Source organism: Vibrio sp. 10N.247.311.14 (genome assembly GCF_041467715.1).
GTDB lineage: Bacteria > Pseudomonadota > Gammaproteobacteria > Enterobacterales > Vibrionaceae > Vibrio > Vibrio crassostreae_C.
In genome coordinates this window covers 59,169-78,755 of the sequence record NZ_JBFSVE010000020.1, presented here as the reverse complement: position 1 = coordinate 78,755, position 19,587 = coordinate 59,169, and the positions used below count along the sequence as shown (strand labels likewise).

The 19,587-nt window shown below is 46.2% G+C and carries 22 protein-coding genes; 12 read left to right on the top strand and 10 right to left on the bottom strand.

The window, feature by feature from the left end:
• Window positions 1-272 precede the first annotated feature (272 nt).
• Complete coding sequence (locus tag AB6F11_RS09745; protein ID WP_102393485.1) at window positions 273-818, top strand: gamma carbonic anhydrase family protein; 546 nt, start codon at window positions 273-275, stop codon at window positions 816-818.
• On the opposite strand, the gene AB6F11_RS09740 is transcribed toward AB6F11_RS09745, so the two are convergent.
• From AB6F11_RS09740 to AB6F11_RS09725, 4 genes are all read right to left on the bottom strand, one after another.
• Entirely contained in the window at window positions 815-1,084 is a 270-nt protein-coding gene (locus tag AB6F11_RS09740; RefSeq protein ID WP_048611195.1) for a DUF1488 domain-containing protein, read from the bottom strand. The genes AB6F11_RS09745 and AB6F11_RS09740 overlap by 4 nt on opposite strands.
• A 17-nt stretch (window positions 1,085-1,101) precedes the next feature.
• Window positions 1,102-1,932, bottom strand: coding sequence for a shikimate dehydrogenase (aroE, locus tag AB6F11_RS09735; RefSeq protein WP_102393484.1), 831 nt, complete (start codon window positions 1,930-1,932; stop codon window positions 1,102-1,104).
• 75 nt (window positions 1,933-2,007) lie between these two features.
• Window positions 2,008-2,925: an oxygen-dependent coproporphyrinogen oxidase gene (gene hemF / locus AB6F11_RS09730; RefSeq protein WP_102393483.1), complete on the bottom strand. Its 918-nt coding sequence runs from the start codon at window positions 2,923-2,925 to the stop codon at window positions 2,008-2,010.
• 19 nt (window positions 2,926-2,944) lie between these two features.
• Window positions 2,945-3,502 (bottom strand): L-threonylcarbamoyladenylate synthase, encoded by a 558-nt coding sequence (locus AB6F11_RS09725; RefSeq protein WP_004735778.1) that lies wholly within the window; start codon window positions 3,500-3,502, stop codon window positions 2,945-2,947.
• A gap of 195 nt (window positions 3,503-3,697) precedes the next feature.
• Between AB6F11_RS09725 and purE the strand changes: the two genes are divergently transcribed.
• On the top strand, window positions 3,698-4,183 hold the full coding sequence (purE, locus tag AB6F11_RS09720; protein ID WP_004735777.1) for a 5-(carboxyamino)imidazole ribonucleotide mutase: 486 nt from the start codon (window positions 3,698-3,700) through the stop codon (window positions 4,181-4,183).
• Between the two features lie 5 nt (window positions 4,184-4,188).
• Entirely contained in the window at window positions 4,189-5,319 is a 1,131-nt protein-coding gene (locus AB6F11_RS09715) for a 5-(carboxyamino)imidazole ribonucleotide synthase (protein ID WP_102321074.1), read from the top strand.
• Between the two features lie 88 nt (window positions 5,320-5,407).
• On the opposite strand, the gene AB6F11_RS09710 is transcribed toward AB6F11_RS09715, so the two are convergent.
• From AB6F11_RS09710 to AB6F11_RS09695, 4 genes are read right to left on the bottom strand one after another with little or no spacing between them, the layout of a single operon-like run.
• Window positions 5,408-5,977 carry a type I DNA topoisomerase gene (locus AB6F11_RS09710; protein WP_017063003.1) on the bottom strand — a complete coding sequence of 190 codons (570 nt, stop codon included), beginning with the start codon at window positions 5,975-5,977 and terminating at the stop codon, window positions 5,408-5,410.
• Between the two features lie 12 nt (window positions 5,978-5,989).
• Window positions 5,990-6,466 (bottom strand): DUF494 family protein, encoded by a 477-nt coding sequence (locus AB6F11_RS09705; RefSeq protein WP_029235095.1) that lies wholly within the window; start codon window positions 6,464-6,466, stop codon window positions 5,990-5,992.
• 3 nt (window positions 6,467-6,469) lie between these two features.
• On the bottom strand, window positions 6,470-7,582 hold the full coding sequence (gene dprA, locus AB6F11_RS09700; protein ID WP_102393482.1) for a DNA-processing protein DprA: 1,113 nt from the start codon (window positions 7,580-7,582) through the stop codon (window positions 6,470-6,472).
• On the bottom strand, window positions 7,579-8,670 hold the full coding sequence (locus tag AB6F11_RS09695; RefSeq protein ID WP_102393481.1) for a LysM peptidoglycan-binding domain-containing protein: 1,092 nt from the start codon (window positions 8,668-8,670) through the stop codon (window positions 7,579-7,581). Before AB6F11_RS09695 ends, dprA begins: the two co-directional genes overlap by 4 nt.
• A 140-nt stretch (window positions 8,671-8,810) precedes the next feature.
• Here AB6F11_RS09695 and def point away from each other — a divergent pair, with 140 nt between their 5' ends.
• The 6 genes from def to AB6F11_RS09665 all read left to right on the top strand — a co-directional run bounded on the left by def (window position 8,811) and on the right by AB6F11_RS09665 (window position 15,342).
• Window positions 8,811-9,323 (top strand): peptide deformylase, encoded by a 513-nt coding sequence (gene def / locus AB6F11_RS09690; RefSeq protein WP_017058772.1) that lies wholly within the window; start codon window positions 8,811-8,813, stop codon window positions 9,321-9,323.
• Window positions 9,324-9,360: 37 nt separating this feature from the next.
• On the top strand, window positions 9,361-10,308 hold the full coding sequence (gene fmt, locus AB6F11_RS09685) for a methionyl-tRNA formyltransferase (RefSeq protein ID WP_102393480.1): 948 nt from the start codon (window positions 9,361-9,363) through the stop codon (window positions 10,306-10,308).
• A gap of 92 nt (window positions 10,309-10,400) precedes the next feature.
• Window positions 10,401-11,681 carry a 16S rRNA (cytosine(967)-C(5))-methyltransferase RsmB gene (gene rsmB / locus AB6F11_RS09680; protein ID WP_102393479.1) on the top strand — a complete coding sequence of 427 codons (1,281 nt, stop codon included), beginning with the start codon at window positions 10,401-10,403 and terminating at the stop codon, window positions 11,679-11,681.
• A 110-nt stretch (window positions 11,682-11,791) separates the two neighbouring features.
• Entirely contained in the window at window positions 11,792-13,168 is a 1,377-nt protein-coding gene (gene trkA, locus AB6F11_RS09675; protein WP_004735766.1) for a Trk system potassium transporter TrkA, read from the top strand.
• 97 nt (window positions 13,169-13,265) lie between these two features.
• Window positions 13,266-14,711, top strand: coding sequence for a TrkH family potassium uptake protein (locus tag AB6F11_RS09670; protein ID WP_102393478.1), 1,446 nt, complete (start codon window positions 13,266-13,268; stop codon window positions 14,709-14,711).
• Between the two features lie 25 nt (window positions 14,712-14,736).
• Entirely contained in the window at window positions 14,737-15,342 is a 606-nt protein-coding gene (locus AB6F11_RS09665) for a DUF3157 family protein (protein WP_102393477.1), read from the top strand.
• Here AB6F11_RS09665 and AB6F11_RS09660 read toward each other — a convergent pair.
• Both AB6F11_RS09660 and AB6F11_RS09655 read right to left on the bottom strand, forming a co-directional pair.
• Window positions 15,339-15,992, bottom strand: a complete 654-nt coding sequence (locus AB6F11_RS09660) for a hemolysin III family protein (protein WP_102393476.1) — start codon at window positions 15,990-15,992, stop codon at window positions 15,339-15,341. The genes AB6F11_RS09665 and AB6F11_RS09660 overlap by 4 nt on opposite strands.
• A 148-nt stretch (window positions 15,993-16,140) precedes the next feature.
• Window positions 16,141-16,932, bottom strand: a complete 792-nt coding sequence (locus AB6F11_RS09655) for a sporulation protein (protein WP_102393475.1) — start codon at window positions 16,930-16,932, stop codon at window positions 16,141-16,143.
• Between the two features lie 283 nt (window positions 16,933-17,215).
• Between AB6F11_RS09655 and AB6F11_RS09650 the strand changes: the two genes are divergently transcribed.
• The 3 genes from AB6F11_RS09650 to ccoG all read left to right on the top strand — a co-directional run bounded on the left by AB6F11_RS09650 (window position 17,216) and on the right by ccoG (window position 19,523).
• Window positions 17,216-17,383 (top strand): hypothetical protein, encoded by a 168-nt coding sequence (locus AB6F11_RS09650; protein WP_004739323.1) that lies wholly within the window; start codon window positions 17,216-17,218, stop codon window positions 17,381-17,383.
• Window positions 17,384-17,514: 131 nt separating this feature from the next.
• On the top strand, window positions 17,515-17,778 hold the full coding sequence (locus AB6F11_RS09645) for a YihD family protein (protein WP_009848104.1): 264 nt from the start codon (window positions 17,515-17,517) through the stop codon (window positions 17,776-17,778).
• A 326-nt stretch (window positions 17,779-18,104) separates the two neighbouring features.
• Window positions 18,105-19,523 carry a cytochrome c oxidase accessory protein CcoG gene (gene ccoG, locus AB6F11_RS09640; protein WP_017063014.1) on the top strand — a complete coding sequence of 473 codons (1,419 nt, stop codon included), beginning with the start codon at window positions 18,105-18,107 and terminating at the stop codon, window positions 19,521-19,523.
• Window positions 19,524-19,587 lie beyond the last annotated feature (64 nt).

Below are 19,587 nucleotides of genomic sequence, written 5' to 3'. Positions count from 1 at the left end.
TAGCGATTTAAGTTTTAGTGTCAACCACTATTTTCAAAACTTTTTTCAAGCGCTTAGCTTGGCTAATTTGACCTGCTGATTCGTTTTGGTTTCTTACGAAGCCTTCCCGTTTCAACGAGGTCGCATTATAGAGATTTCGATCACACTGGCAAGCCCTTTTTGAAGTTTTTCTTACTTTTTTGATTGTTCGAGCGTTTTTTGTTCAAAACACCCCATTTTCACTAGTATTCCCCTTAATTAAGGGCTTAAGGTGCCTATATAAAGGAGGATTTATGAGTTCAATGCGCAGTTATAAAGGAATATCCCCTCAGATTGGACAAGGTGTCTATATAGATACAAGTTCGGTACTGGTTGGGGATATCAAAATCGGTGACGACTCTAGCGTGTGGCCTTTGGTTGCAGCTCGAGGAGATGTGAACCACATTTATATCGGAGAGAGAACGAATATCCAAGATGGTAGTGTCTTGCACGTCACCCATAAGAATGCAGAAAACCCTGAGGGTTATCCTCTATTAATAGGTAATGATGTCACTATCGGACATAAAGTAATGCTGCATGGCTGCACCATTGAAGATCGTGTACTTGTGGGTATGGGAGCGATCGTGTTGGATGGCGTGATTATCCAAAAAGAAGTGATGATTGGTGCTGGTAGCTTGGTGCCACCAAACAAAGTACTTGAAAGTGGTTATCTCTATGTAGGAAGCCCAGTAAAACAAGCACGCCCATTAAATGATAAAGAGCGTGCCTTTTTACAGAAGTCTGCAGACAACTATGTTCAGAATAAAAATGACTATCTAGACTCTGTACTTCCAGTCTAAAGCGCTTTGATCTGAATCCGATTAGAGGAGTCATACTCCTCTTCTTCTATTAACTCTTCCGCTAGCTCTTCAATATCGAAACGTAACTCTGAAAAGATAACTAAAGCTTGATCGCCTTCTTCTATATCTCTTCCTGCCAATTGTGATAATTCCTCAATAGACATGACACATTCAATCAATGCGCCCGACTGTTGTGCTGGGAACGTGATTGTTCGGCTCTCTTCATCCCAATCTTGGATATCAGGAAATAGAATTGATTGATTCATTTTTTATAAACACCTCATTACATCTCTAGGTTTTTACGTAATTCTCTTAAAATCTGTTTTGTTCCCGGACGAAGACCACGCCAAAGCATAAAGCTTTCTGCTGCCTGCCCCACTAGCATACCCAAACCATCATAAGCAGCATGAACACCATTATCTAATGCCCATTGATTGAATACCGTCGTTCCAGCTCCATAAACCATGTCATAAACGGCGCTAGTAGAATTGAAAATCACCTCAGACACTTCAGGAAGCTGACCACTTAAACCAGACGAGGTCGAGTTAATGATGACATCAAACCCTTCATTAACATCGCTTAACCCCATTCCTTTGATGTTTCCATGTGAAGAAAACATCTCAGCCAATAGTTCTGCCTTTGAACTGGTTCGGTTAGCAATCACCAACTGCTGCGGTTTTTGGTCGAGAAGAGGTTGAATCACTCCTCTCGCAGCACCACCAGCGCCAAGAAGAAGAACGCGAGTTCCTTTTAACGCAACTTGATGTTGAAGCAAGTCTTGAACTAAACCTTCACCATCGGTGTTATCACCAATGATCTCTCCATCATCGAGCTTCTTAAGTGTGTTTACAGCACCTGCTAGTTCAGCTCTCTCAGTCAGGCGATTAGCGAACTGATAAGCATCTTCTTTAAATGGCGCAGTGACATTACACCCTCTCCCACCTTCACTAAAAAATGCTTGAGCAGCAGTGATGAATTCACCTTGTTCTGGCTGGAGTGCTGTATAGGTAAGTTGTTGGCTGGTTTGGCGAGCAAATAATGTGTGAATGAATGGCGATTTGCTTTGCCCAATAGGGTTACCGAAAACGGCATAACGATCTACTTGCTGTGTCATATCCTTACCTAACAGAAATAAAAAAGGGTCATCTATATAGATGACCCTATCACTATCCCTATAAGGAAGGAAGAACTACCAAACTCGAGGCTTTAGGTAGTCGCTATAAAGCAGAGCTTCTGGTGAACCTGCTTGTGGTTCGTAGCGATATTCCCAGCGAGCCAATGGCGGCATCGACATCAATATAGACTCTGTGCGACCACCACTTTGCAGGCCAAATAAGGTGCCTCGGTCATACACTAAGTTAAACTCAACATAGCGACCACGACGATATAGCTGGAAGTCACGCTCGCGCTCACTATAAGGTGTCGCTTTACGACGCTCAACTATTGGTAGATAAGCGGCTGTAAAACCTTCACCGACCGCCTGCATATAAGCAAAGCTCTTATCGAAGCCCCACTCATTTAAGTCATCAAAGAACAGACCACCAACACCACGTGTTTCATCACGGTGAGGCAGATAGAAGTACTTATCACACCATTCCTTGTGTTCTTGATAAACGTCATCACCAAACGGCGCACACAGGTCTTTAGCGGTTTGATGCCAAGATTGGCAGTCTTCATCAAAAGGATAAAATGGCGTTAAGTCAAAACCACCACCAAACCACCAAATTGGGTCTTCCCCTTCTTTTTCCGCAATGAAGAATCGAACGTTCGCGTGTGAGGTTGGGATATATGGGTTTTTAGGGTGGATAACTAATGAAACCCCCATAGCCTCAAACTTACGTCCGGCTAATTCAGGGCGGTGAGCTGTGGCTGAGGCAGGCATCGCCTTACCCGCTACGTGAGAGAAATTAACCCCACCTTGCTCGAATACCGCACCATTGGTCATCACGCGAGTTCGACCACCGCCACCAAGGCGCTCGCCAGGTTCACGCTGCCATGCATCTTCTTCAAACAGTGCAGTGCCATCAGCTTGCTCAAGCTGCTGGCAAATCGAATCTTGTAGGCTCAGTAAAAATTGTTTTACTGCTTCTTTATCAATTGCTGACATCTTTCTTCCTTTGCAGGGTTTAACCTTGTCTTAATATTTTCGACGTTTTTGCATCTCTAATTTCGCTTGGCTTCTCACGGCCACCCGTTTGACCTTCTAAAATAGCCACCAAATGTTGACCCAGTTGCTGTTGAACTTCTTCAGTCGTCATACAAGGCGGTTCACCTGTCAGGTTAGCACTGGTCGAGGTTAACGGCTTACCGAATTCATTACACATTCTTTGAACTAAAGGGTGATCCGTCACTCGCACCGCGATGGATTCAAATTGGCCACTGACCCAGTCAGTTACTTTACTGCTGGTTGGCATTATCCAAGTCACTGGTCCCGGCCATGTTGCTTTTACGGTCGCTAACTGCGCTTCCGTCAACTGGCTTTCATCAATATAGGGCAGCAACTGCTCGTAACTCGCAGCAATTAGGATCAACCCTTTCTCCATCGGCCGCTGTTTTAAATCGAGCAATTTCTTAATGGCTTGTGGATTATCGGGATCACAACCGACCCCAAAAACGCCTTCAGTCGGGTAAGCAATGACTTCACCTTGTTGTAATGCCTGCAAAGTATGTTGAAAGTTATCCAAGGGTTGCCTCATTAATTCTGTTATCGAACTCGCTAAGTGTACAAATTATCATTCACTGTGACTAAAGCTATTTGTTTATAAAATGTATCAATTAACAACTTAGACTGACGCAAACGTTTTCCTTAAGCAATTTTACCCGTATAATGCGCGCAAAATATCTAATCACTAATTAAATCGTACCTGAAGGAGTTTGAGATGACTGTCGGTATTATCATGGGTTCTAAATCTGATTGGCCAACAATGAAGCTAGCTGCAGAAATGTTGGATCAGTTTGGCGTGGCGTACGAAACAAAAGTGGTTTCTGCTCACCGCACACCTCAGTTGCTTGCAGATTACGCAACCAGTGCGAAAGAGCGCGGTATTAAAGTGATTATTGCTGGTGCTGGCGGTGCTGCGCATCTTCCGGGCATGGCTGCAGCTTTCACAAGCGTACCTGTTTTAGGTGTTCCTGTTCAGTCTAAAGCACTGAAGGGCATGGATTCTCTGCTTTCTATCGTACAGATGCCAAAAGGCATTGCGGTAGGTACTTTGGCTATCGGTGAAGCTGGCGCTGCCAATGCTGGTATCTTAGCAGCTCAAATCATTGGTACTCACAATGAAGAAGTGATGGCAAAAGTAGAAGCGTTCCGCTCTGAGCAAACAGAAACGGTTCTGGCTAATCCAAACCCTGCTGAGGACTAATTTCCATGCATGTTCTTGTGTTAGGCGCGGGCCAACTTGCTCGCATGATGTCCCTAGCTGGGGCACCGCTGAATATTGAAATTTCTGCTTTTGATGTTGGCAGCAAAAATATTGTTCACCCATTAACGCAAGCGATTCTAGGTAACGGCTTAGAAAATGCGATTGAGCGTGCGGACGTCATTACTGCTGAATTCGAACATATTCCTCACGATGTACTTGAGGTGTGTGAGCGCAGCGGTAAGTTCTTACCGACAACAGAAGCAATCAAAGCTGGCGGTGACCGTCGTCTTGAAAAAGCCCTGTTAGACGAAGCGAACGTGAAGAATGCTAAGTACTACGTGGTTAACTCTCGCGAAGACTTTGACGCTGCAATTGCTCACGTTGGCTTACCAATGGTGTTGAAGAGCACACTTGGCGGCTACGACGGCAAGGGCCAATGGCGCTTAAAGACATTAGACAATGTTGACGCGACTTGGGCAGAAATGGCTGAGTGCATTACCGCGACCGACAACCAAGCGATTGTGGCTGAAGAGTTTGTTCCGTTTGACCGCGAAGTATCACTGGTTGGTGCTCGTGATACCAATGGCGAGGTTCAAGTGTATCCACTGGCTGAGAATGTTCACACCGACGGCGTGTTGAGCTTATCGACAGCGATTGATGACATTGAACTGCAAGAGCAAGCTAAAGCCATGTTCACTGCCATTGCTGAGCGTTTAGATTACGTTGGCGTGCTAGCACTTGAGTTCTTTGATGTTCAAGGTTCACTGCTTGTTAATGAGATTGCACCACGTGTTCATAACTCGGGCCACTGGACGCAACAAGGCGCAGAGACTTGTCAGTTTGAAAACCACCTACGTGCAGTGTGTGGCATGCCACTAGGTAGCACTAAACTGATTCGTCCAACCGCAATGATCAACATTCTTGGCGAAGATACTCTTCCTGAGGCTATTCTTGCTCAAGGTGGTTGTCATGTTCATTGGTATGGCAAAGAAAAGCGTGCAGGTCGCAAGATGGGTCACATTAACGTGAGCGCTGACTACAACGCAGAATTACAAAGAGCTTTGTGCTCATTGGCTGAGATTCTTGATAAGCAAGCCTACCCTGCTGTGCATGAGTTTGCTGAGCAGATGAAGTAAGCCTACATTGGCTTATTGATATAAAAAGTTTATTGGATACAAAAACGGCGCTCAGTGAGCGCCGTTTTTTTGTGTCTATAATATCGAGTTATTGAGATTGAATGTGGTGACACTTGCGATCAGCGCATTGCTTCTTGGTACCACTGGCTGTTTTCTTCTCAAGTAACAACGGGAACTGGCACTGTTCACAACGACCTATAACAGGTGGCTGATTAACGGCGAACTTACACTTAGGGTAGTTATCACACGCATAGAAGGTTTTGCCATAGCGAGATTTACGCTCAACCAAGTGGCCTCGACCACACTCAGGGCAGGCAACAAGTGGCTGCTCTTCAGGTTGTTCTTTCGGTTGGTCCAAAGATTCGATGTGATTACACTCTGGATAACTGCTACAGCCAATGAACATCCCAAAGCGACCTTGCCTTAATACCAATTCGTTTTGGCATTTAGGACACGGAACGCCCAGCTCTTTCACCACATGACCATCATTTTGATGAAGAGGCTTGATGTAATCACAGCTCGGATACTGCTTACAGCCTAAAAATGGGCCGTGCTTACCATGGCGAAGCTGAAGCTCCCCACCACACTGTGGACATGGTTCATGCTCTAACGCATGTTCATGTGCTGAAAAAAGCTGATTATCAATCTTACTACTCATGATAAGCCTGTATTAATGCAAGATACCTTGCTCTTTGGTGTACAACAGCTCTTCCATTTGCGTGTAAGCACTTTCATTACCCGGTACATTGAACAGTACCATTAAGATAATCCACTTCAGATCATCCAACTCAAATTCATTGGTCTCTAACCCCATGACACGATCAATCACCATTTCACGAATCTCTGTCGTGAGGACGTTGATCTGCTCAAGGAACAACAAGAAACCACGACACTCCATATTAATACGTGATATCTCTTTACTTGTGTAAACACGCATCGAGGTATTAGAGCACATAGTAATCGCCGCTTGGTTATCGGTATCTTGCAGTGCAGCAAGGTCTTCTAACCAATGGAGAGCCTTATAAATATCATCTTGGTGAAACCCCGCTCGAAGAAGTTCATCTTCAAGTTCGTCTTGATCCACCTGCAATTCAGAATCGCTATGGATGTAGGTTTCAAACAAGTACATCAGTATGTCCATCATCATAGCTTAGCCTCTCCCCTTTCGAATATAGCCACCGGAAACTGCAACAACATGCCCTGAGAGCTCAAGCTCTAAAAGCTGCATCATGACTTCATGCACAGGTATATGGGTTCTCTGTGCCAAAATATCAACGGGTGTCGTCTCTAATCCTACGTTAGCTAACAGCTGTGGAAATGGCAATTGTTCATTTTCACCCTCATTCGGCGTAGGTTCGAATAAGCTCGGCTGCTGATCTATAGACCAGTTTAACAGACTCTTTATTTCAATCAGAACATCTTGAGCATTTTGCACCAAACATGCGCCAGCTTTAATTAAGCTATTACCTCCTCGGCTGGTTGGGCTATGAATTGAACCAGGCAGCGCAAACACCTCTCGACCTTGCTCCATGGCATAGCGAGCTGTAATCAAAGAGCCACTCTTCTCAGCCGCTTCAACTACCAAGGTTCCGAGCGATAACCCACTTATAATACGGTTACGCCGCGGGAAATGTTCAGGTCGAGGTTTAGCGCTTGGACGGAACTCTGAGATCAGCGCGCCATTCTCACAAATTCTATCCGCTAGATTTCGGTGACGTGCAGGGTAAATGGAGTCCAAGCCTGAACCCAACACCGCGAAAGTCTCCCCTCCTTTATCTAGAGCACCATCATGAGCATAACCATCAATGCCCAACGCTAATCCACTGGTGACAATCAAACCGTTTTGGACAAACTCTTTGGCAAAGGACTTCGCTGTCTGCAGCCCTTCGAGGCTGGCATTACGGCTGCCGACCATTGCGATTTGAGGCTCAATCAGTTTTTCAACGTGACCTTTAACGAAAAGAACACTGGGCGCAGAGGCAATCTCATTGAGGAGTTTGGGATAATGTGGGCAATTCGGGGTTATGATGTGATGGTTAGGCTGTTTTGCTTGCCATGATAAGCAAGCCTCCACTTCTCTTGGGGCTTGCTCTCTTAGATAAGAAATTTGTTTGCCTGATAAACCCATCACTTGCAGCTGCTGGCTTGAGTAGCCAACAATGTTCGAAGGGGAATCGATACTCAGCAGGCGAGAAAGGCGTTTGCCACCCAATTGAGGAACAAAACTTAGAGTTAGCCAAGCACTCAGTTGTTGCTCATTCACTCGGTGCCCTTAACCTCTTCTGTCAAAGCAAGATCCAAAGGCGATACTGCCAGAATGCCCTTGCTAACAGGCTTAGAGCTCTGAGTGATCAACGCGAGGCTAAAATACTCATAAGGACGAATGACCATCAAGCTACCCAGCGAGGTACTTGGCAATTGCACCTTATCGCTCGCCGCAGACTCTTTATAACTGTATTCACCTTGCTTACCAAACACCACCGCACCGCTTTCGCTGAGGGTAAACATAGAACCTTGGCGAAGGTTATCCTGTGAACCTTTGTTGATCACTACCACCTGATTCTTCGCGCTGTATTGGCTGCCATCTAATGAGCCCAAGATATTAGCAAATTGACCCGCCGCACTAGGTGCAGGATAAAACGTGGTAGAGAGCTTCACCTGATCAACACCAAGTTCTGGTAGCACAAGGTCGTTCAGCAATACCTCTTGCAGCTGAGTGTCTATCTGTAGGCTACTGAACTCATCATCCACATCTTTTAAGCGCGCAGTGGCGACCAAACGCAAAGAGGTCATACTTGCTTGGGGTTGCTGCCGTTGGTAGGTTTCAACTGCGCGGTAGATACCCCACTTTTGATGTTGTTGGTTACCTGAGATAAACAACCGGTCTGCACCCGATAAGAAACGTTTACCATCACTGGTTCCTAATACTCGTTGTGCCGATTCGATATCTTGCTGCTCTACCAAGCGATCAGACTGCAAATAAGGCAAAACCAACCCCTCGTTGACGGTAGGTACTGCTTTCTTCTCCGAGACTCGAATCTTAGGGCTGAGTTTGATAACAGGCTTGAGGCTCAAGACAGGTTCACCATTAATCCAAACCAACGACAGTTTGTCTCCGGGATAAATAAGGTGGGGATTTTCTATCTCTGGATTCACCTGCCATAACCTTGGCCACAACCAAGGGCTATCGAGATACATCGCAGAGATATCCCACAAGGTGTCGCCCTTAACCACCACATAAGCCTCTGGCGCACCTCGCTTAATGGTTAAAGGTTGTTCACTATTCTCTGCCACCACGGCAAAAGAAATTGAGGAAAAAACAAGCGATAAAGTGGAGTAAATATGACGCATGACCTAGCTTCCTTGGTCTGTATATATGACATCGGATTGGAGAATTACCATCAGGATGCTGTCATTTGACCTCTAAAATGTCTAGAATTGAGCCAACAAGGTTTAAGCTGTTTCGGCACAGTTCAATATTTCGAGTGTATATGTCTGTATTACAAGTATTAACATTACCAGATGATCGTCTACGTACCGTGGCGAAACCGGTAAAAGAAGTTACCCCAGAGATTCAAAAGTTCGTTGATGACATGATTGAAACCATGTACGACGAAGAAGGTATCGGCCTTGCGGCAACGCAAGTAGATTTCCACCAACGCATCGTTGTTATCGATATTTCAGAAACACGTGATGAGCCAATGGTGCTTATCAACCCTGAAATTACTGAGAAGCGCGGCGAAGATGGAATCGAAGAAGGCTGCCTATCTGTACCAGGCGCTCGAGCTCTAGTACCTCGCGCTGCAGAAGTAACGGTTAAAGCACTAGACCGTGACGGCAACGAATTCACATTCGACGCTGACGACCTTCTGGCTATCTGTGTTCAGCACGAACTTGACCACCTAGAAGGCAAGTTGTTTGTTGATTACCTATCGCCACTAAAGCGTAAACGTATCCAAGATAAGCTAGCGAAGATTAAACGTTTCAACGAGAAACAAGGTTAATAACCGCTGCTATTACTAAATTAGAAGGAAGCCTACCTTGAGTCAGTCTTTAAGAATTGTCTTTGCAGGTACTCCGGATTTCGCCGCCCGTCACTTGGCGGCGTTGTTGTCTTCGGAGCATGAAGTTGTTGCTGTTTACACACAGCCAGATCGCCCAGCAGGCCGCGGTAAAAAACTCACTGCGAGCCCAGTAAAAAACATCGCACTTGAAAACAATATTCCGGTTTACCAACCAGAAAACTTCAAGTCAGATGAGACTAAGCAAGAGCTAGCTGAATTGAACGCTGACATCATGGTTGTTGTCGCTTACGGCTTATTGCTTCCGCAGGTTGTATTAGATACGCCTCGCTTAGGTTGTATCAACGTACATGGCTCTATCCTACCGCGCTGGCGTGGTGCTGCTCCGATTCAACGCTCTATTTGGGCGGGTGATAAAGAGACAGGCGTGACGATCATGCAGATGGATATCGGCCTAGATACTGGCGACATGCTAAGTATCGCGACGCTGCCTATCGAAGCGACAGATACTAGCGCATCTATGTACGAGAAATTAGCGGGCCTTGGCCCTGATGCGCTTGTTGAATGTCTAGCGGACATCGCTTCTGGCAAAGCAGTTGCAGAAAAGCAAGACGATGAGCTTGCGAACTACGCGAAGAAGCTAAGCAAAGAAGAAGCGCGTATCAACTGGAGTGATGAAGCTGCGCATATTGAGCGCTGCGTTCGTGCCTTCAACCCATGGCCAATGAGTCACTTTGAAGCTGCTGAGAACAGCATTAAAGTATGGCAAAGCCGTGTGGCAGAGCAAACTTCTGATAAGCCTGCAGGTACCATTCTGCAAGCGGATAAAACTGGTATCTATGTTGCGACAGGGCAAGGCGTACTTGTTCTTGAACAACTGCAAGTTCCAGGTAAAAAAGCCATGTCAGTTCAGGATATCTTGAACTCACGTGCAAGCTGGTTTGAAGTTGGTACACAACTTTCTTAATCCGCTTTTAAAGCTGCTAATTACGCAGCTTAGAAAACCTTTACGAGGGCAGAGATGCCCTCATGTATTCAAATAAATATTCGGTACCCCTCATGAATGTTCGCGCTGCTGCTGCAAATGTCCTATTCCAAGTTGTCGATAAAGGCCACTCTCTGTCACACGCTCTCCCTGCGGCTCAAAAAACGATCCGTCCACGAGACCATGCTCTACTGCAAGAGATTTGCTACGGCGCACTTCGTTACCTGCCTCGTTTAGAGTCAATCGCTAACGAACTGATGGAAAACCCGCTTAAAGGTAAAAAGCGTGTATTCCACCACCTAATCTTGGTGGGCATTTACCAACTAAGCTTCATGCGTATCCCTTCGCATGCCGCGGTTGCTGAAACGGTTGAGGGCACTAAAACACTGCGTGGTCCAAGCCTGAGTGGTTTGATCAACGCTGTGCTACGTAGCTACCTACGTGACCAAGAAGAACTGGACGAGAAAGCCGTTAGTCACAATGCAGGCAAATACGGCCACCCAAGCTGGATTCTAAAAATGCTTCAAGAGAGCTACCCAGATCAATGGGAGCAACTGGTTGAAGCAAACAACAGTAAGGCACCAATGTGGCTGCGCGTTAACCGCCAACACCACACTCGTGACGAGTATGTTGAACTACTTAAAAACGAAAACATTGAATACACATTGCACCCAGAAGCAGCCGATGCCATAAAATTAGCTGCACCTTGTGATGTTACTTTGCTTCCTGGCTTCGACAGAGGTTGGGTATCAGTGCAAGACGCTGCCGCTCAGCTTTCGGTTGACTACCTAACACCAAAAGATGGTGAGCTGATCTTAGATTGTTGTGCTGCGCCAGGTGGTAAAACGGCACACATTCTTGAGCACACTCAAGACACTGAAGTGGTTGCGATTGACTGCGACATTAAACGTCTAGACCGCGTTTACGATAACCTTGAGCGTCTACAACTGCGTGCCGACGTAATTTGTGGTGATGCTCGCTACCCAGAAGAGTGGTGGATGGGTGATAAGTTCGACCGTATCCTACTTGATGCACCTTGTTCAGCGACTGGCGTCATTCGCCGTCACCCTGACATTAAGTGGCTACGCCGTGCCTCTGATATTGATGCACTAGCAGAGCTGCAAAGTGAGATTTTGGATGCAATGTGGCGCCAGCTAAAAGAAGGCGGCACCATGGTTTATGCGACATGCTCTATCACGCCGCAAGAAAACGTGCTGCAAGTGAAAGCATTCTTAGAGCGTACCGTGAACGCAACGCTGGTTGGGTCTGATATCGAAAAACCGGGTCGTCAAATACTGCCTGGTGAAGAAGATATGGATGGCTTCTACTACGCAGTTCTAGTAAAACAAGCATAACAACTAACAGCGGCTAAGAATTTATTTCTTAGCCGCTGTTTCTTTCTAGTGCATTATCAAAGCGAAAAGAGATCACTAGAATTACAACGGCAAAAAATAAGAGAAAGGCTATGAAGATCATTATTCTAGGTGCTGGACAAGTTGGCGGTACCCTTGCTGAAAACCTAGTGGGTGAAAACAATGACATCACGATCGTCGACCGTAATGCCGACCGACTTCGTGAACTTCAGGACAAATACGACCTTAGGGTTGTAAACGGTTATGCCAGCCACCCGAACACACTACGTGAAGCGGGCGCGCAAGATGCCGACATGTTGGTTGCCGTAACCAACATGGATGAAACCAACATGGCCGCATGTCAGGTTGCCTTCTCTCTGTTTAATACGCCAAACCGAATTGCTCGTATTCGTTCTCCTCAATATCTAGAAGAGAAAGAAGCGCTCTTCAAATCAGGTGCTATCCCAGTCGATCACCTGATTGCACCCGAAGAGCTAGTGACCAGCTACATCGAGCGCCTGATTCAATATCCAGGTGCACTGCAGGTTGTGAGTTTTGCTGAACAGAAGGTTAGCCTAGTAGCAGTAAAAGCCTACTACGGTGGTCCACTGGTTGGTAACGCACTGTCTGCTTTGCGTGAGCATATGCCGCACATCGATACTCGTGTTGCCGCGATTTTCCGTCAAGGTCGCCCTATTCGCCCACAAGGCACCACCATCATTGAAGCCGATGATGAAGTGTTCTTCGTCGCAGCGAGTAACCATATCCGCTCAGTAATGAGTGAACTACAACGCCTAGAGAAGCCGTACCGCCGCATCATGATTGTTGGCGGTGGTAACATTGGTGCAAGCTTGGCTAAACGCCTTGAACAGAGCTACAGTATCAAGCTTATCGAGCGCAGCTACACTCGCGCCGAGAAGCTATCTGAAGAATTAGAAAACACCATCGTATTCTGTGGTGATGCAGCAGACCAAGAGCTGCTGACCGAGGAGAACATCGATCAAGTTGATGTGTTCATCGCCCTAACCAATGAAGATGAAACCAACATCATGTCAGCAATGCTGGCGAAGCGAATGGGTGCCAAGAAGGTAATGGTACTGATTCAACGTGGCGCTTATGTCGACCTTGTTCAGGGTGGCGTGATTGATATTGCGATATCTCCACAGCAAGCGACCATTTCTGCGCTGCTTACTCACGTTCGTCGTGCTGATATTGTAAACGTATCATCTCTACGTCGCGGCGCTGCTGAGGCGATCGAAGCGATTGCTCACGGTGACGAAACCACCTCTAAAGTGGTTGGCCGAGCGATTGGCGACATCAAACTGCCACCGGGCACCACCATTGGTGCGATTGTTCGCGGAGAAGAAGTACTTATCGCACACGATAGAACCGTAATCGAACAAGATGACCACGTAGTGATGTTCCTAGTGGACAAGAAATACGTACCTGATGTTGAGTCTCTATTCCAACCGAGCCCGTTCTTCTTATAGCCTTGTTCTCGTAAGCATCGTTCTCGCAACTTTCTTTTTATGAGAACGACGCTCCGGCACAAAGCTGTAATCAATTAAAGCTATGGTCTATTAAGCTATGGTCAACTTTCGTCCGATATTATTAGTGATAGGGTTAGTGTTATCAAAACTCGCCCTTTTCATGTACATCCCTACATTGGTTGCCTTTTTCACAGGCACCGGTGGCTTCCTCGAGTTTGGTCAATCGGTCGTGATCACGCACATAGTGGCGTTTATCTGCTTGAGTTTAGGCCGTTCAGCTAAGTTTCGATTAGGGGTGCGGGACATGTTCCTTATCACCTCTCTGGTCTGGACTATTGCCAGTGCCTTTGCTGCACTGCCGTTTGTCTTCATCAACCACATCAGCTTCACTGACGCCTATTTTGAAACCATGTCTGGTATCACCACAACAGGCTCAACCGTATTAAGCGGCTTAGACAGCATGGCACCAAGCATTCTGTTGTGGCGTTCAATACTGCAATGGTTAGGTGGTATCGGCTTCATCGTGATGGCGGTAGCGGTTCTACCAATGCTCAACGTCGGTGGTATGCGCCTGTTCCAAACCGAATCATCCGATTGGTCAGATAAAAGTAGCCCACGAGCGAAAACAGTCGCGAAAAACATCGTGGCGGTTTATTTGGTTCTGACAGGCTTATGCATTATTAGTTATTTGTTTGCAGGCATGGGCATCTTTGATGCGATCAATCACGCGTTCACAACACTGTCGACGGGTGGTTACTCAACATCAGATAGCTCAATGAACCACTTCTCCAACAGCGCTCACTGGGTAGGAACCCTGTTCATGTTCCTTGGCGGTCTGCCATTCCTACTGTTTGTCAGCGCACTGCGTGGTAGAAAACTCTCAATCCTCTACAAAGACGCGCAAGTGAGAGGCTTCACGTATCTATTCTTAGTCACCAGTGCCGTGATATCGACATGGTTGGTGGTTAGAGATGACTACACAGTCATGGATGCGATGCGTGTTTCGATGTTCAACATTGTATCTGTTGTGACTACAACCGGTTTTGGCTTAGAAGACTTCACCGCGTGGGGCGCACTGCCAACCACCTTATTTGCGTTTCTAATGATGGCGGGCGCGTGCTCGGGTTCAACCTCTGGCGGTATCAAGATCTTCCGCTTCCAGATCGCGATGACCATGCTTCATAAACAGATGATGAAACTGATTCACCCGTCGGGCGTATTTGTTCAACGCTATAACCAACGACCAGTGAATGACGACATTGTGCGTTCACTGGTCGCATTTGGTTTGATGTTCTTTATTACGATTATCCTAATTGCAGGCGGCTTGAGCGCAATGGGACTTGATCCCGTGACCAGTATATCTGGCGCTATCACAGCCGTTGCCAACGTTGGTCCAGGTATGGGCAGCGTGATCGGTCCAACCGGGAACTTTGCTCCACTGCCCGACGCCGCTAAATGGTTGCTAAGTTTAGGAATGCTGATGGGGCGACTTGAGATATTGACGCTCATTGTTCTATTTTTCCCAGCCTTTTGGCGACGTTAACCAAGCACAAAATCAAGGAAACACGATGAAATCATACCTACTTCTCACTGGCGCATTGCTCGCAAACTCAGTATTCGTAAGTTCTGCCTTTGCTGATCAAATGGTCACCTTGCCTGATGGCAAACAAGTGTTACTCAAAGATGATTTTACTTGGCAATACGTGGCACCGAAGCAAACGGAAGCAGCAGCGACAACATCAGAGATCGCAGTGCCTGTTTCAGCAGCGCCTATTGCAGCAGCCCCTGTCGTCGCCGTACCTGTCGCAACGAACACGCGTGGCACTACGATTGTGGTTAATAGTAAAAAGCCTAGCTTACAGCTCTCTCAGTCAGGAGTGGATGTTGTACTGGGTGCAAGTCGCTATGAAGATGGTGAGCTTATCATTCCGACAGCCATCACCAACCAAGGCACTCAAGCGGTCATTTTGGTATCACTTAACATCAGCGTATTTACTGCAGAAGGTGAGTTTTTGGCAAAAGAAGAAATTGCAGTGTGGAAATCAATCAAACGAATGGCCGACACATACCTACGACCAAAGACGGGTGAAGAGGGCAAGCTCATCAAGATCGACCTAGAACAACACCCTGAATATCAGATTAAAGCTGAGATTACTGAGGTACTGGCTCGCTAAACCGGAGTCACGTACAAATAAATAGCGAAGAAATGGCAAGCGCAACCCGCCAACACAAACAAGTGCCAGATGGCGTGGTTGTAAGGGATGCGTTTTGCCACATAGAAAATAACACCCAACGAGTAGATCACGCCGCCGAGCGCCAATAACACCAAGCCGCCCATCTCAATATTCATCGCCAGTTGATACACCACAATCAACGACAACCAGCCCATCGCTAAATAAATGAACAGCGATAGACGCTTAAATCGGTAGACGAAGGCAATCTTCATGATGATACCGACCAGCGCAATTCCCCAGATAACCGCCATCAAGCCCATCGCCAATGGGGTTCTTAAGCCAACCAATAAAAACGGGGTGTAGCTACCTGCGATGAGTAAATAAATTGCACAGTGATCGAGGGTTTTCAATAAACGCTTGGTTTTTTCTGTGGTGATCGAGTGATAAAGCGTGGAAGCAAGAAAGAGTAGGATAATACTGCTGCCATAGATTGCCATACTAGCAACCGTCAACATGTCGGCTTGGTAATCAAACGCGCGAATCAACAACAAGATCAGACCAACCACGCCAAGCACGACGCCCAAACCATGGGTTATCGCATTAGCGTGTTCTTCGATATCACTGTATTCGCTAGCTGATGATGCAGACATGAGTATCCTACTAGAGTAAATGTTCAATTGACCTAGTATTGCACATTAAGCTTACACGTGTAAGCTTAAATTTTCATGACATCTTTTATGACATTAATGACGCCTAAACTGTGTGATGAGGCTTGGCTCTCTAAAGCTAAAGAACCAACTAAGAGGCGCTATCTAGATACTCAACCACCATCTTGCCGGCTTCTTCCGGTGAGGTATCCAATGGCACACTCAATTGACGCTGTAGCTGACCCACTCCCAATAAGCTCGCCAACATGCCTTTGGCACCGTCGCGATTGCGGTCTATCTCAAACCACAACTTAAGCTCAGTTTCATCACGATGAGCTACAACCTCAAGCTCACGCCAACGGCCATGATAAGGACCCGTCGTCGGAACAAACTCGAACTCTTGTACAAATGGCAGTTCAAAGCCTTCTACCGCTTCACACTCCACTTGGCGAATACGCAGCCCTTGAGCTTCAAGTTCGTTAAAAATACCATCGAGGAGTGCGTCAGGGCGCACCGTTAAGATGTCTTTATCCGATGGATCAATCGCCATCGCAATATCGAGCCCGGTTTCTAGCCACACCTTTGAATCACCAATCGTGACTGGTGTATTCAGCGGGACATCAAACTCACATTCAAAATCACGGGTTTCACCCGGCTGAATAACAAAGGCATACGGCAGGCTCCATTTGGCCAACGAGTATGTCTGGTGCATTCGACGTGTTTGACCGCCCTCTTGCCTTTGCGAGTTCATGGTAACTTCTTTGACGTAACGACAGCACAAATTGAGATCGATATTGTCGATCTCTTGTGGCTGAGCGCCACCATAGACATGCACCATAATGCTCGCCTTCTTGCCTGGATAAAGCACTTCCTGTTGCAATACAGAATCCACCTTGGCAGATCCAATTCCAAAACTTGCTAACGTTTTCTTTAAGAACGACATATGCACCTCCTTTAAAGCATCATCTTAAGCCTGAAAGAGGTTCAAACTCAAATATACTGCTCACACTATTTTAGCTCTAATATTGTCTATTTATCACTCAAGCGTCGATCGATAACTTAGATAGTGATAATCTAAGCCTTGATATGCATGCATATCATTATCCTGATTTATTCTTCGGATTGGCGAAAGCCAGACGAGTGACGCTTCAAGTAATTGAGGTGGATCTCATGGTAAATCAGGCCATTAGATTGGCAATGGATATGCCTGACCGTTAGGTAAATTAATGCGCCCAACAGCTGTCAGGTTCTCGCACACCAACCGTAGTGCGATGCGTCGTCGTAGTGGCTTTGTTGCTGCTCCAACGGCTAAGAAATTGGCTCCTACAATGACTCTAGTTGAGAAGACTGCTTTATTAGCACCGACTACAACAAAAGTGATTAAAGCCGCTTAACAAAAAGCGCAGTTTTTACTGCGCTTTTTTCTTGCCCGCTCCCATCTTGAAATGTGTTTACACATTGGTATTCCCTACCCGATTTGATACCTTAGCCACAAATCATTATAAAATTTGTGGAGAAATAAAGTATGAAGTGTCACCGCATTGAAGAACTGCTTGAACTGATGGAGCCTGAGTGGCAGAAAGATCAAGAGCTTAACCTATTAGAGTTCATCATTAAGCTATCAAAAGAAGCGGGCTACCAAGGCAAGCTTGAAGAACTGACTGACGATGTTCTTATCTACCACCTAAAAATGCGCAACAGCGAAAAAGATGAAATGATCCCGGGCCTGAAAAAAGACCAAGAAGATGATTTCAAAACCGCAATTCTAAAAGCACGTGGCCTTCTTTAGTCGCCCGTTTGTTTAGAACTCAATTGCCGTATAGATAAAATACTCAATTTTAAAAAGCGACCACCAGGTCGCTTTTTTGTTTCTGTTCGCTATTTTTTCGTCACAACTGTTATGACTTTTGTTGTTAAAGGTTGATAGCGTTAAAGAAATGAGAACAAGATTGTCGCTATAATCGCCATCCATAAGAATCTTCTAAAATAATAAGAGTGAGTGCGATAACAACAAATGCACCAAGCTCAATTTCAACGGGTTCTCTAAACCATACTTTCAAGTAATGTCGTCATGCCCGACTTAACCGGGCAAACAAGCCACAAAAAGGATAGTCCATGAGTCAGGATAAAATCGATATCAAAGATGTGACTCCTAAAACCTTTAACCCGAAAACACATAAAGGTAATGGAGATCGATTTAACCCAAGTAACCGAATCTATGTTCGAGAAAGCAAAGGTAAATTCCAACAACTGCGTCGCTATGGCGGTTGGTTCTTACTTTTACTTTTTGCGCTTATCCCATGGATTCCCTTTGGTGAACGCCAAGCGATCTTGCTCGATATCGGCAGCCAACAGTTCAACTTCTTTGGCACCACCTTATACCCGCAAGATCTGACCCTACTCGCGATCCTATTTATGATTGCCGCGTTTGGCCTGTTTTTCATAACCACCTTCTTAGGCCGTGTCTGGTGTGGCTATTTATGCCCACAAACCGTCTGGACCTTCATGTACATCTGGTTCGAAGAGAAGCTAGAAGGCGCTGCCAATAAGCGAAGAAAACAAGACTCGGGCAAACTGACGAGCAATTTAATCCTCAGAAAAACCCTCAAACACATTGCGTGGTGGGCGATTGCCATTGCGACGGGCTTAACCTTTGTTGGTTACTTCATCCCAATCAAAGAGTTAGTGGTTGGCTTCTTTACCTTTAACTCGTCTTTCTGGCCGGTGTTTTGGGTACTGTTCTTTGCTGGATGTACTTATGCCAATGCGGGTTGGATGCGTTCAATTGTTTGTCTGCACATGTGTCCTTACGCGCGTTTCCAGTCGGCAATGTTCGATAAAGACACCTTCATCGTTGGTTACAACACAGAACGTGGTGAAAGCCGTGGCCCTCGCTCTCGTAAAGCCGATCCAAAAGAGCTTAGTCTAGGCGACTGTATTGACTGTAATCTGTGTGTACAAGTGTGCCCTACGGGTATCGATATCCGTGACGGCCTGCAATACGAGTGTATTAACTGCGGCGCGTGTATTGATGCCTGTGACAACACGATGGAGCGTATGGGCTATGAGAAAGGCCTGATCAATTACACCACCGAGCACAGACTTGAAGGTCACTCGACCAAGGTAATGCGTCCCAAGCTGTTGGGCTATGGCGCTATCTTGATCGTGATGCTGGGCTTGTTCTTCGCCCAAATCGCGAGCGTTGATCCTGCCGGCCTAAGTGTTCTGCGTGACCGAAACCAACTGTTTAGAGTCAATAACCAAGGGTTGGTTGAAAACACCTACACCTTGAAAGTGATCAACAAGACTCAACAAGAGCAAGAGTACAAACTCGATGTTAGCGGACTGCCCGATTCTATCTGGTATGGTAAACAGACGATTACTGTCGATCCAGGCGAGGTTTTGAACCTACCTATCAGTTTGGGCGCCGACCCAGAAAAACTGAGCTCACCAGTTTCGACAATTCAGTTTATACTCTCGGATAATGAAGAGTTTACGATGGAAGTCGAAAGCCGCTTTATCAAGAAGCTCTGATACCCGCACCGTAGTGCTTGGTATAACAACCCAATAAATGGAAAAAGGCTCAGTAATGAGCCTT

Coding starts and splice junctions, on each gene's coding strand:
- AB6F11_RS09745 (WP_102393485.1), top strand. CDS start 273: ATGAGTTCAATGCGCAGTTATAAAGGAATATCCCCTCAGATTGGACAA.
- AB6F11_RS09740 (WP_048611195.1), bottom strand. CDS start 1,084: ATGAATCAATCAATTCTATTTCCTGATATCCAAGATTGGGATGAAGAG.
- aroE (WP_102393484.1), bottom strand. CDS start 1,932: ATGACACAGCAAGTAGATCGTTATGCCGTTTTCGGTAACCCTATTGGG.
- hemF (WP_102393483.1), bottom strand. CDS start 2,925: ATGTCAGCAATTGATAAAGAAGCAGTAAAACAATTTTTACTGAGCCTA.
- purE (WP_004735777.1), top strand. CDS start 3,698: ATGACTGTCGGTATTATCATGGGTTCTAAATCTGATTGGCCAACAATG.
- AB6F11_RS09715 (WP_102321074.1), top strand. CDS start 4,189: ATGCATGTTCTTGTGTTAGGCGCGGGCCAACTTGCTCGCATGATGTCC.
- AB6F11_RS09710 (WP_017063003.1), bottom strand. CDS start 5,977: ATGAGTAGTAAGATTGATAATCAGCTTTTTTCAGCACATGAACATGCG.
- AB6F11_RS09705 (WP_029235095.1), bottom strand. CDS start 6,466: ATGATGATGGACATACTGATGTACTTGTTTGAAACCTACATCCATAGC.
- AB6F11_RS09695 (WP_102393481.1), bottom strand. CDS start 8,670: ATGCGTCATATTTACTCCACTTTATCGCTTGTTTTTTCCTCAATTTCT.
- def (WP_017058772.1), top strand. CDS start 8,811: ATGTCTGTATTACAAGTATTAACATTACCAGATGATCGTCTACGTACC.
- rsmB (WP_102393479.1), top strand. CDS start 10,401: ATGAATGTTCGCGCTGCTGCTGCAAATGTCCTATTCCAAGTTGTCGAT.
- trkA (WP_004735766.1), top strand. CDS start 11,792: ATGAAGATCATTATTCTAGGTGCTGGACAAGTTGGCGGTACCCTTGCT.
- AB6F11_RS09670 (WP_102393478.1), top strand. CDS start 13,266: ATGGTCAACTTTCGTCCGATATTATTAGTGATAGGGTTAGTGTTATCA.
- AB6F11_RS09665 (WP_102393477.1), top strand. CDS start 14,737: ATGAAATCATACCTACTTCTCACTGGCGCATTGCTCGCAAACTCAGTA.
- AB6F11_RS09660 (WP_102393476.1), bottom strand. CDS start 15,992: ATGTCTGCATCATCAGCTAGCGAATACAGTGATATCGAAGAACACGCT.
- AB6F11_RS09655 (WP_102393475.1), bottom strand. CDS start 16,932: ATGTCGTTCTTAAAGAAAACGTTAGCAAGTTTTGGAATTGGATCTGCC.
- AB6F11_RS09650 (WP_004739323.1), top strand. CDS start 17,216: ATGCGCCCAACAGCTGTCAGGTTCTCGCACACCAACCGTAGTGCGATG.
- AB6F11_RS09645 (WP_009848104.1), top strand. CDS start 17,515: ATGAAGTGTCACCGCATTGAAGAACTGCTTGAACTGATGGAGCCTGAG.
- ccoG (WP_017063014.1), top strand. CDS start 18,105: ATGAGTCAGGATAAAATCGATATCAAAGATGTGACTCCTAAAACCTTT.